Origin of the sequence: Bacillus sp. FDAARGOS_527, from assembly GCF_003812125.1 — a bacterium.
GTDB lineage: Bacteria > Bacillota > Bacilli > Bacillales > Bacillaceae_G > Bacillus_A > Bacillus_A paranthracis.
The window spans coordinates 2,605,167-2,618,242 of the sequence record NZ_CP033795.1; the positions used below are offsets into that span (position 1 = coordinate 2,605,167).

The 13,076-nt window shown below is 37.8% G+C and carries 6 protein-coding genes; 1 reads left to right on the forward strand and 5 read right to left on the reverse strand.

The annotated features are described in order from the left end of the window. Nucleotides 1-7 precede the first annotated feature (7 nt). The gene (locus EGX95_RS16025; protein ID WP_001116419.1) at nucleotides 8-7,480 is read right to left on the reverse strand and encodes a DUF7507 domain-containing protein; all 7,473 of its coding nucleotides are present in this window, start codon (nucleotides 7,478-7,480) and stop codon (nucleotides 8-10) included. Between the two features lie 116 nt (nucleotides 7,481-7,596). Between EGX95_RS16025 and EGX95_RS16030 the strand changes: the two genes are divergently transcribed. After that, nucleotides 7,597-8,346, forward strand: a complete 750-nt coding sequence (locus EGX95_RS16030; protein ID WP_001271066.1) for a (S)-benzoin forming benzil reductase — start codon at nucleotides 7,597-7,599, stop codon at nucleotides 8,344-8,346. A 35-nt stretch (nucleotides 8,347-8,381) separates the two neighbouring features. Here the strand turns inward: EGX95_RS16030 and EGX95_RS16035 are convergent, their stop codons facing one another. From EGX95_RS16035 to EGX95_RS16050, 4 genes are all read right to left on the reverse strand, one after another. Further along, a complete protein-coding gene (locus EGX95_RS16035) occupies nucleotides 8,382-9,215 on the reverse strand; it encodes a GNAT family N-acetyltransferase (RefSeq protein WP_000615394.1) in 834 nt (277 codons plus the stop codon). A gap of 67 nt (nucleotides 9,216-9,282) precedes the next feature. Then, nucleotides 9,283-10,791, reverse strand: a complete 1,509-nt coding sequence (argH, locus tag EGX95_RS16040) for an argininosuccinate lyase (RefSeq protein WP_000813995.1) — start codon at nucleotides 10,789-10,791, stop codon at nucleotides 9,283-9,285. Between the two features lie 101 nt (nucleotides 10,792-10,892). Continuing rightward, entirely contained in the window at nucleotides 10,893-12,002 is a 1,110-nt protein-coding gene (locus tag EGX95_RS16045) for a serine hydrolase (RefSeq protein ID WP_000751358.1), read from the reverse strand. A gap of 117 nt (nucleotides 12,003-12,119) precedes the next feature. After that, nucleotides 12,120-13,067, reverse strand: coding sequence for a nucleoside hydrolase (locus EGX95_RS16050; protein WP_155005152.1), 948 nt, complete (start codon nucleotides 13,065-13,067; stop codon nucleotides 12,120-12,122). Nucleotides 13,068-13,076: the final 9 nt, after the last annotated feature.

Below are 13,076 nucleotides of genomic sequence, written 5' to 3' on the forward strand. Positions count from 1 at the left end.
TCTGCATTTATTTTCTCTTTATTTGCAAGTGATCACACGGAGAACATTGAAAAGAAATTTTCCCTAAACAATTAAGATTCGTTTCGCAAATTTGTTCTATCGTTGGAACAAATGGAATAACAACTATATTACTTTCTACTATTTGTGTAACAGGTGGTAACACTGTGCCTACTTGATGTTCGAAACGAATACTTGCTTGATTTATATAATTCCCCGAACCACTTGGGGCACTCTGAACTACTACTTGGAACGAAACTGTTCGTGCTTCACCTGGATTTAAATTCCCTATAAGAAATCCTGATACCGGGCTTACATTTGGTACTGGTGTATTATCAACCGTTACACTTCCAAGGACAAATCGAACACTACTATCTAACATATCTTGAAAACGAATATTTTGTATGACAGTATCACCCGTATTTGTAATAACTGTCGTAAAGGTAATAACATCTCCAATCGTTGCTGCCTGTAAATCTGCCGTTTTTACGACTGTCGTTGAGACATTTTGAGGAATAAACGGGATAACAACTGTATTGCTATCACCTTCCACTACTACTGGTAACTCATTCGGATTTACAATTGCGAGCCCATTTGCTATAGCAGTATTTGTGACTAAATTATTTATTTGCCCTCCTGTTATGACAACTTGGAAATTAATAATTGCCGCATCATTTGGCTGAAAATCACCTAATGGAATACCGGTATTTGGATTAGCAAATGGAAGAGCTACATCGTTTACCGTTACCGTGCCATTTATAAATAACGTATTTGGATCAATGATATCCGTTAACACAATGTTGGTCACAGGAACTGTACTATCATTTATAACGGCAATTCCGTAAGTGACAACATCCCCTACCATCGCTACTTCAAAGTTTGCTCCTTTTGCAACAAATAAGATTGCAGTATTTACCGTTACAATAACTGTATTGCTCGTGTCCATCACTGTAACTGGAGGCTCTCCTGGTACTAAAATATATTCTGCTAACGCTCCAGCAACGTTTACTACTGTTCCACCATCCGGAAAACTTGTAATCGTAGCTTTATATGTTACAAGTGCCGTCTCACCAACTGGAATATCTGGTATCGTAAATCCAATTTGCGGATTTACCCCCGGTTGCAGAACCCCATTTATCGTTACACTATTTGGAACGAAATCAGCTTCCTGAGATAGCACATCGATAAATTGAACATTCATTGCATCAGCAGTACCAGTATTTAATATACGAACCGTATACGTTACCGTTTCTCCTACGCCAACAATTGAATGGTCTACTTCTTTTAGCATATCTAAGCTACCTCTATTTACCGGCGTAACCGTCGTATTACTTGAATTTGTAATTGTAGACGGAGGTTCTCCTGGAATCAATTCGAAATCACCCGTTACTCTCGCTGTATTCATAATGCTACTAGAAGACGGAACCGAGATTACATTTACTTCAAATGTAATTAATACGCTATCCCCTACAGCAAGATCCGGTAATGAAAAGCCTACAAATGGATCTAATCCTACTTGCGGAATCCCATTTATTTGTACACTTCCAGGAACGAATTCTAAACTAGGTGACGGAAAATCGATAAACTGAACATTCGTTGCTGTTACCGTTCCCGTATTTGTAACTTGCACACTATACGTTAACGTATCTCCTAAACGTGTCGCTTCTTTATTTACAGATTTTATAACGCTAAATCGTCCTCTATTCACTCTAGTTATCGTCGTATTACTCGGCTCTGTTACTACAACTGGTGGTTCTCCTGGCACTAAAGTAAAGCTTCCTGTTATATTTGCAACGTTCGTAATTGTTCCTGATGACGGGATGTTTGTAACTGTCGCTTGAAACGTCACTATAACCGTTTCACCAACTGGTATATCTCCAACTCCAAATCCAGTAATCGGATTTAAGTTTGGTTGCGGGGCTCCATTTATCGTTACACTATTTGGTACAAATGACGCTCCTGCTGAAATGGTATCAATAAACTGAACATCATTAGCTGTTACTGTTCCTGTATTCGTTATTTGCACTGTATACGTCAATACATCTCCAACTAGAGTAGCGGCTCTATTTACTTGTTTAATAACATTAAAGCGTCCTCTATTTACAGTTGTGAGAGTTGTATTACTTGGCTGATTTACTATAACTGGTGGTTCTCCTGGTACTAATACAAAACTTCCAGTTACATTTGCCGTATTAGCAATTGTTCCGTTTGACGGAACACTAACAACAGTTACTTGGAATGTGACTTCTACACTTTCACCTGGATTTATATCTGGAAGCGGGAATCCATTATTCGGATTGAATCCAGGTTGTAACACACCGTCTATCGTTACACTGTTCGGCACGAATGCTATAGAAGAAGGTAGTACATCACTATATTGAACATTCGTTGCTGGCACTGTCCCTGTATTTTGAACTACTGTTGTATATGTGATTGTATCGCCTACTGCAACAACTGGCTGACTTACTGATTTTAAAACATTCAAACCAGGCTCATTGATTTCTGTTAATGTCGTATTACTTGTCGTCGTCTCCGTAATCGGTGGTTCTGTTTCACTTACAGCAAATGTAGCTGTAACGTCTACAAAGTTAACAATCGTACCACCTTCTGGTATGCTTGTAACCACTTCCTGATATGTGACAAGTACAAAATCATCTACAGGTATATCTGGAATTGTAAAACCGATGAAAGGATCTAATCCTGGTGCAGATACCCCGTTGATGCTCACACTTCCTGGTACAAATGCTACACCAGCAGAAGTCGTATCGATAAATTGAACATTGGTCGCTGGCACTGTTCCGAAATTAAATATCAATACATCATACGTTAATATTTCTCCTACAGTGGCTACTTCTTTATCTACTAGTTTTAACGGAAAAATAGACGCTATATTAATTGTCGTAACGACTAAATTCGTTAATATCGTTTCTGTAATCGGTGGTTCCTGCGGATTTGGTTGTGAAGTAAATGTAACATCTGCATCATTTAAGATGACTTCATTATCTGGAATTTCCGTAATGGTCACTTGGAACGTGACCTCAATACTTCCACCAGCGATTAATAATGGCGTAACTGTAAATCCTATTTCTGGATTTAAACCAATTTGCTGCACTCCACCTATCGTTACACTACCTTCTACAAACGTTGTTCCGTCTGGTATGACATCTTGGAAGAACACATCTGTAACTGGTATAATTCCTACGTTTGAAATGAGCACGGTATACGTTAATACATCTCCAACCGCTCCAGTTGCAACGTCAACTGTTTTTGTTGCTGTTACTTCACCAGGAGGAGGTAATGGTATTGTAACTACCGTTGTATTACTTGAGTTCGTTGTTGTTACAGGTGGCTGTAAAGGATTTAATAAGAAAGTGGCTGTAGCAGATGCTGTATTTAATACTGCTCCACGTGTAGACGGTGCAACTACCGTAACTTGGAACGTTACTGTCACTGATGTTCCAGCTGCAATATTAGGAAGCGGAAAACCAACATTTGGGTCAAATCCTGGTTGTTGCGTTCCATTTATCGTTACACTATTTGCTACAAATGTTGTTTCTGGAGCAATTGGATCAAGGAAAGAGACATTCGTTGCTGTTACTGTACCGTTATTTCGAATGACAACAGAATACGTGTAAATTTCTCCAAGTGCTGCTTGTTGTACAGAAGAAGATTTTTGTATATTTAACTGTGCTGTGTTTACTTGCGTCACTACAAAATTACTATTTGTAACAGTCGTTATTGGAGGGGTTGCTGGATTTATAAGAAAACTGGCAGTAACGTTCGATTGGTTTCTAACATTTCCACCGCTCGGAACACTCGTCACTGTAACTTGAAACGTAATCGTAGCCGTTTGCCCGACCGGAATATTTGGTACTGGGAAACCTGCCATAGGATTCGCGCCTTGCTGAACGACTCCATTTATCGTCACACTATTTGCTACAAACGCAGTACCGGACGGAATTGGATCTTGAAAAATAATATTCGTTGCAGGAACAGTTCCTGTATTTTGAATAAGAATCGTATACGTTAACGTATCCCCTACTCCTGCTTGTGGTGTATTTACACTCTTCATTATATTAAGTGATCCTACATTCACTCGCGTCACAACAATATTACTAATCGTTACAATTGTAATTGGTGGCTGGAGAGGACTTACTTGGAAATCAGCAGTTACATTCGCATTATTCGGAAGAACTCTATTTGGTGGTACACTCGTGATTGTTACTTGGAAAGTAACTGTTACCATCCCTCCTACTGGAATATTAGCAAGTGGAAATCCAGTTGTCGGGTTCAAACCTGGTTGAGGTGTCCCATTTATTGTTACACTATTCGCTACAAAAGTAGTTCCAACTGGAATCGGATCAAGGAATGATACATTTGTCGCTACTACTGTTCCACTATTTTGTATACGAACTGTATACGTTAACGTATCTCCTACACCGGCTTCAGTAGCACTTACACTTTTCATTACATTTAACCCTGAAGAATTCACGACTGTCATAACAGTATTACTTGGTTCTGTTACAGTAATCGGTGGCTCTGTTGGATTTACAAGGAAATCTCCAGTTACATTCGCATTATTTACAACATTGTTTCCTTGAGGAATTTCATCAATTAACACTTCAAATGAAACAATTACATTCGCGCCAGTAGGCAAATCATTTAACGGGAATCCAAGTTCTGGATCTGCACCTTCTTGTAAAATACCATTAACCAATACACTGTTTTCAATAAATAATGTCCCTTGTGGAATTGAATCTTGGAAAAATACATTCGTAGCTGGCACACTACCTGCATTTATGATTTCAATTGTATATACTAAAACATCCCCTACAGTTGCAACATCTGTATTCACTGATTTCACAACTTCAAAGTTACCTGATTGTACAGTTGTATTCACAATGTTACTCGGAACATTGATTGTTACGGGTGGTTCACTCGGATTCACTTGAAAACTTGCTGTTACATTTGCTTGATTTAAAATATCTTCATTTTCTGGATCCTGTACAATTACTACATCAAATGTAACTACGACTGTTTGAGCCGCAGGGATATTAGGAAGAGAAAATCCTGTATTCGGATTCAATCCACTTTGTGGTACTCCATTAATTGTTACAGAATTTGCAACAAATGAAACAGCAGAAGAAATAGCGTCTTGGAAAAATACATTTGTTAACGAAACGTTTCCTGTATTTTGGACGGCAATTGTGTATGTTAAAGTATCACCTACCGCCGCTTGCGTTGTATTTACTTCTTTTATTACATTTAAACCGCCTGTATTAACTTGTGTCACAACTGTATTCGTTTGTCTATTAATTGTTATCGGTGGCTGATTCGGAATAACGACGAAATTAGCAGATACATTTCCGCGATTCGCAATCGTACCTCCCGATGGTGTAGATGTAACTCGTACTTGAAATGTAACAGTCCTACTTCCGCCAGGAGATATATTAGCTACTGTAAACCCAGTCGCTGGATTTGCCCCAGGTTGTGAAATCCCATCCACAGTCACACTATTTGCGATAAATGTCGTTCCAATTGGGATTGGATCTTGAAAAATAACGTTCGTTGCAAGTACATTTCCTGTATTTTGAATTGTTACCGTGTACGTAAGAACGTCGTTAACCGTTGCAAAAGCTTTATCCACTGTTTTTCTCGTTGTTATATCAGCTATATTAATTGTCGTAACTACAGTATTACTTGTCGCTTGCCCTGAAACTGGTTGTTGACCAGGCACTGGAGTAAAGGTAAATGTTGCACTCGCACGGTTCGGAATTGGGTTGACAAGAGGATTAGATGTTACTCGAACTTGAAATCGCACTACAGTCGTTTGCGAGGCATTAATACTTCCTAGATTAATACTACTTGCTGGATTTGCTCCTGGACGTGCTACTCCATTTACCGTAACGCTGTTTGCGACAAATGTTGTTCCTGCAGGAATACTATCAACAAAAATTACATTGTTTGCAGCAACATTCCCATTATTTGTGACATTAACTGTGTATGTTAATACATCATTAAGTGTCGCAGTCTGTAAATCTACAGATTTTTGCATACTTATAGTTGCTTGGTTCACTGTCGTTTGTACTGTATTTGAAGAAGATGTACTTGTAATAGGAGAACTACCGACAAAAGGACGGAATTGATATGACACCATTGCCCGATTTGGAATAGGGTTTGGGTTCGGAAACGATGTTATTCGTACTTGAAATGTAACAACTCTTTGCGTGTTATTTGGGATTGTTCCTAAATTAATTCCATTAGCAGGGTTTGCATTCGGCTGCGTTACCCCCCCTATCGTTACACTACCTGCAACAAACGTCGTTCCGCTCGGAATACTATCACGTAATACAACGTTTTCTGCACTTCCTGTTCCTGTATTTGGGACCGTAATCGTATAAGTGAGAGTATCCCCTACCCCTGCGACTGTTCTATTGACCGATTTAACAGGATTAATAATTGGACCTGTTGCATCAATTTGAACACCAAAACCAGCTGCAGCGTATCCGTCTCCATTTGTAACAAATCGAACAGTTGCTGACGTTTGATTGTTTACTAAAGATGCGGAGGCATCTACATTCGTAATATCCCACCCCTGTCTTCGGACAGCCAAAGCTACCCCTAACGGCTGATTTAAATCTCCAAATGTACCGCTCGTATCTAAATTTCCGCTGTCATTACAAATTTGAGACTGGAAGAAATTATTTGCAGGGTTTCTCGGCCCGAATAATGCAACTGTAGCACTCGCATTCGGTCCAAAGCGAAGTTGATCTCCAGAAATGTTAGAATCACCTTCTTGAGCAGTTACAAGTACCCTTCCTGTTACAGCTCCTGTAGCTGGCGTAGCAAATCCGGAAATAGTAGCATCAACTGGTGGTGATGAAGCATCAATAATTTCTTGACCTGCATATACTGACAAATTTCGAAGTGGTAAACTTGCATTTTGATACACAACCTCAAGCGTCCAGCCAACTGAACGACTAATTGTTGAATCAGCTGATGTTCTTGCAGCTGGCACGGCACCTGTAGTATATGTGCCGGCCCCAGCCGCACTAACAAGGTTCGTTACATTAGCAGAGCGACTATAATAAAACTGCTTCCCTACTGAACCTTGCTGCGCAGTTGTTGGGTCTGGTGCAACAGAAAATGCTCCCACTGGTGTTGTAAAGGTGATATCATCATTTAAAAACGCAGTAACATCCTCAGTATCAGTCCGGTATGTGCCAGCCCACACAAGTTCTGCGTATAAGACAGTACTCCCTGCTGGAAGGTTTAAAATTGCACTCGAAGAATTTAATGGCCAATCATTCGTCGTTCCTGCTGGGAATCCAGGTACTTGAAGTGATGTATTCACCGTTGTGAATACATCAATCGTACCAAAATTATTACCTGGTGCAGGTGATGTCGGACTTAGTCCTAACGTGTTCCCAGTGAACGTGACGGCACCAGTTACTGTTGTAGTAAAGCGATTCATAAAAGGCACACAATCATCTCATTTCAATTATAGTAAAAAGTGCTCTATACTATAAAATGTAGACAAACTATACAATGTACGTTGTCCAACAAAATTCCGCACATATGAGAGGGGTTTATAAAACTATGCGCTACGTTATTATAACAGGAACTTCACAAGGTTTAGGTGAGGCTATTGCCACACAATTGTTAGAAAAAAATACAACTGTCATCTCTATTTCTAGAAGAGAAAATAAAGAGCTTACGAAACTCGCAGAACAATATAATAGCAATTGTGTTCTCCACTCCTTAGATCTTCAAGATGTACATAATTTAGAAACGAACTTTAACAAAATCATTTCATCTATTCAAGAAGACAGTGTATCTTCTATTCATTTAATTAATAATGCGGGTACGGTTGCTCCTATGAAGCCAATTGAAAAAGCAGAAAGTGAACAATTCATTACGAACGTTCACATTAATTTACTTGCACCTATGATTCTCACCTCCACTTTCATGAAACATACGAAAGAATGGAAAGTAGATAAACGTGTTATAAACATTTCATCTGGTGCAGGAAAAAATCCATACTTCGGATGGGGCGCTTATTGTACAACGAAAGCTGGCGTAAATATGTTTACACAGTGCGTAGCAACCGAAGAAGCAGCAAAAGAATTTCCAGTAAAAATCGTCGCTTTTGCACCTGGTGTTGTTGATACAAATATGCAAGCACAAATTCGGGAAACAAATAGAGAAGACTTCACAAATTTAGATCGATTCATCGCATTAAAAGAAGAAGGAAAGCTATTATCACCCGAATACGTTGCGAAAGCTATTCGTAACTTACTAGAAACTGAAGACTTCCCTCAAGGCGAGGTTATTAGAATTGATGAATAACAAAAAGGCGTGCTATTTTAGCACGCCTTTTTGTTCTACTTCTCTAAAAATATAAGCACAGACTCCGCAATTTGTTCATAACCAATTTCTTGATAAATTTTATTCGATGTTGGATTTGCCAGGTCCGTATATAATGTCGTTGTTTTGTAACCTTCATCTAACATACGTTGACTAAGTGCCGCTACACAATTAGATGCGTATCCCTTTTTCCTTTCTTCTTTCGGCGTATATACGAAATTAACTGTTATATTATTTTTAGTTGGACGTGTTTTTGCTGCTACAGAAACAAGTTTTCCATCTACTTCTAGACCAAATAAACGATGATTAGTAATTAATGTATGTGCCGTTTGTTTTGCTTCCTCTTTCGTAGTAGGAAGATTCACATCTTCGCAAAATTGGTATATCCACTGTTCTATTAATGTTAGCTCATCACTATTTACTTCTCGAAAGACTTCATCTCCGTTCCACTTTTTCTTCACTTGTTTTAATTCATATATACCTTGCTCCATCGCAACAGTAGTTTTCTTATTTGCTAACACTGCAATCTCTTCGGCTAATCTCTGTACAATTTTCTTATTACCGATTAATCCAGGAACATTTGGATATACTTCCGCTAATTTTTTTGCAAGTTCCACGATGTCCTCTTCCGCAATTTCAGACGTAGCAACAATAATTTGTTTCTTCTCTTCTGTTTGAAGAAATACAACCGCAATTTCTTCTCCTTGTTTCGCTATCCCCATAAATATCGGTTGGTGGACCATTTGTAATACGCCTAATATGAGATTATTTTCCTGCTCATTCTTTTCTAGAAATGGTGTAACCTCTTCTTTAAAATTAACAATCTCTTCATATACATGCAATTGAATCATCGACAATCTCTTCTCTCTATTTATAGTTTTATTAAGGTATTGGCGATTAATTCACTAAATCCCTCTTTTACGATTCAATAATATTCAAAGCTAACGTATTCAAATTATTTTCAGCTTGTAAAATTCTCTGTTTTTCCTTTTCAAATACCTCTTCTTCTTGCTGAAATAACTCTTTTCGATTGTTAATCATGCGCTCCATTTCTTTTTTACTCGGCCCACCGTATACATTTCTTTTTTGTATAAAAGCTTTTGGCGATATAATTTCTTTCCACTCTTTTTCTAATAAAGTTATATTAAATTTTTCTTGTAAGTACATATTCACATCTTTCAAATGTAATTCATGAAGCTCCTTTTTCTGCTCCAATAACATATTTGCAATAGCACTCGCTGCATGATGCGCATGCCGAAATGGAATGTCATAGTTTTTTGTTAAAGCATCTGCGAAATCAGTTATCGTAATTGCATGTTTATAGGAACGATTTTTCAACGTTTCTTCCTCAACCTTCATCGTTCGAATAACTGCATTCATAATAGAAAAAACACGAATAGTCTTTTCAATCCCTTTATATAAGTATGGCTGCAAGTCATCCTCTGTATCAACAATATCACCAAATGGTGTATTATGAATCATTTGAAATACTGTAAATGCTTCTCCTAAAGCACTACTCGTAATTGCACGGGCGTGTTCAATGGAAACTGGATTTCGCTTTTGCGGCATAATACTACTAATTTGCACATATGGCTTCGCCACAGTAATACCATCATATTCTTTCGTCGCTAATAGTAAGAAGTCATGGATCCATCTGCTCGTATTCGTCATCATTACCATAAGTAAAGAGCTAACTTCTAATAAATAATCCGCTCCAGCAACAGCATCATATGAGTTCTCAATTACATTTGTAAACCCAAGTAACTCGGCAACTCGCTCTCGTTTAATTGGGAAACTTGTTGTAGCTAGCGCAGCGGCTCCCATTGGAGACTGATTTAAAAGTTTGTACGTTTTTTTCATGCGTTCTAAATCTCTCTGCATCGTATCATAAATCGCTAACGTATAATGACCAAATGTCGTTGGCTGCGCTGGTTGTGTATGGGTATAAGCTGGCATAATCGTTTCCTTATGATCAGCAGCAAGTTGCAATATACTCTCTTGCAATAACAAATGATGTTCCATTAATCGTAATACATACCGTCTTAAACTCATGCGATACATCGTGACACCCATATCATTTCTACTTCTACCAATATGCATATTACTTACAAAATTGCTTTTTGCTTCTTGAGAAATTAAATGTTCCACTAAAAAAAAGAGATCTTCATGCTGCTCTGTATAGAGCAATTGCTCTTCTGGCATTCCCTCTACCTTTTTTAACGCGTGTAATATAACTTTAGCTTCTTCCTTTTTCATTAAATTTTCTTCCATCAGCATCGTAATATGCGCTTTATGCACTTGAAACATATCTTTCAATAAGTAATTTCGTTGAAAATTAAATACATGTTGTAATACACAATCCACATATGTTTTCCCAGGGAAATCAGCGCCTTCACTCTTTATAAACTCTTCTTTACTTTGTTTCATCACCTTTTCCCCTTTCACCTAAGTATTACTACCCATCATACCCAGAGATAGCAAAAAAGTGCTTGTACACAAAAATAAACTCGGTGCTCTCTGCACCGAGTTTATTTAATAAAAGTCGCATCATACTTATCACTTTGCAACACTTGGAAATGCAAGTTTGCTAAATGTTTCCGTATTTCTGCACTGTCGTCCTCATTTAAATTATTTGCTAAAAACACTATTTCTGTACAGTTCCCCCGTTTATCCATCGCATAAACTGCTTTTGTAACTGTCCATGGCGTATAGCCGTTTTTTTGCCCTGCATGTCTAAATGTTTTACGGTATTTCTTAGCGCTCATATCTGTTTCAACGATGTTAGCCCATACTTTTTCTTCTGCTTCTGTCAGTCCACCCTTATGATTTGCCTTTTGAAGCAGTACCATATAATCGTTTGCAGAAGCAGCTGGCAATCGATCTGACCAAATTTTATCGTAACGTTCCTCTAAATAAAGAGGAATTTCCTTCTGTAATAATGGTCCCTTCTTTTTTAAGCGCTCATGAATAATCATCGCATATTGACGATATTGCTCTTGAGACATTTCTTTTAACTTTTTCTCTATTTTATATTTCGGAACGTGTAGTTCTTTATGCAAATATCCTGGAATGTATAAAGATGAAACGATTGGAAATAGCGGCTGATGTGCTGGAAGCGATAAACTTTGTAAATTCCGATTAATATTATCTAATCCTAACACTTCCATTAAATATTCAGCATTCGCATTCGAACTAAACTTAACCATTCCTTTTGCCACTTCTTCTAAAGAAATCGCTCCTTCAGTTATCTTACCTGTCTTCTCCAAATACCTTTGCCATCTATCTTGCGCACCACCATCTGTATTCGGTACATAATAACGATTCACATCATTTATGGAAACAAAACTAGACGAATCAATTTTCCCTTCCGTAACTTGTTTCGTAAATTCAAGCGCCACAATTAATTTCATTGTACTAGCAACTGGCAATACAACATTCGGATTTACAGAATAAACGACTTTATCATTTCTTTTTACTAGAAGCGCGCTATTTTTTTCATCTTTATGTTCTTCAATAAAGGATGCGATATACTGCGCATCATCATTATTCGAACTCCAAACTTTTTTCACTAAAAAATTACCCGATATTAGCAAAACGAAAATACCCACAATCACTGCGCATACTATAGTTTTTTTCAAGTAAAATTCCTCTCCTATTGTGTAGCTCTTCTCTATCTATCTCTTACAAACAAAATAATGGAGATGATTATTTTAGTAATCATCTCCATTATTTTAACTTGTATTCTCCCATTATGTCTACGTCATAATTTTAACGAAATCTTCGAGGAATTTTTTATAGTGTAACGACCAACCAATTCGAACCCAATTCTTTAAAGCTTTTGCATCAGGTTGAGGACGAAAATCAGCAATACTCTCTCCTTTTGCAATCCCTACTGTATCTACATCGACACGGCGGTATACATAGTCCAAAATAGAGGGATTTGCCGCAACCATCATTGTAACGACGTCATGTACTGGACTCCCTGTTATTTTCGGATTTAATTTTCTATAAGCTTTATAATAATACGTAAAAATCGGTTCAATTAATTTATTAAAACTCGTTTTAGAATGTTTCGTAATGTACTTTACCATCTCTGGCGTAATTATAGCTTCAGATGTAACATTAAGCGGCACCAATGTCACATTCTTGGCATTTTGCATTACTAATTGTGATGCAATAGGATCACCATGAAAATTCGCTTCTGCGACTGGTGTCACATTGCCAGGCATTAAAAAAGCACCGCCCATTATATAATATTCCTTCACATACTTCATCAATGGTTTTTCTAAAATAAATGCTGTCGCAAGTGTCGTTGACCTACCAGCATCAACTATAATTAATTCTCCTTTATATTTTTCAAGTATGTCAAAAAACTCACAAAAAGGCTTTATATTTGGAGAAAGATTTTTTGGCGGTCGAATTGGTCCTAAACCTTCCGCCCCATGAATTTCTGGATAATACGTTGTAATATCTCCAGATAAAGGGATTTTCGCACCATTAATAACAGGTATGTCTTCCCGCCCTGCCAGTTGCAATAAATATGCCGCATTACTTGTCGCCTTTTCTTGCGTTACATTTCCATATCCAGTTACTACACCAACAATATCAATATCAGGATGTAACAATCCATACATAATTGCCAAAGAGTCATCAATTCCCGGGTCTCCTAAAAACAATACTTTTTTCATCACCCTCAACTCCATCCCCTCAAT

Excerpts from the sequence above, each read along its gene's own strand:
- EGX95_RS16030 (WP_001271066.1), top strand. The coding sequence starts at position 7,597 with ATGCGCTACGTTATTATAACAGGAACTTCACAAGGTTTAGGTGAGGCT.
- EGX95_RS16035 (WP_000615394.1), bottom strand. The coding sequence starts at position 9,215 with ATGATTCAATTGCATGTATATGAAGAGATTGTTAATTTTAAAGAAGAG.
- argH (WP_000813995.1), bottom strand. The coding sequence starts at position 10,791 with ATGAAACAAAGTAAAGAAGAGTTTATAAAGAGTGAAGGCGCTGATTTC.
- EGX95_RS16050 (WP_155005152.1), bottom strand. The coding sequence starts at position 13,067 with ATGGAGTTGAGGGTGATGAAAAAAGTATTGTTTTTAGGAGACCCGGGA.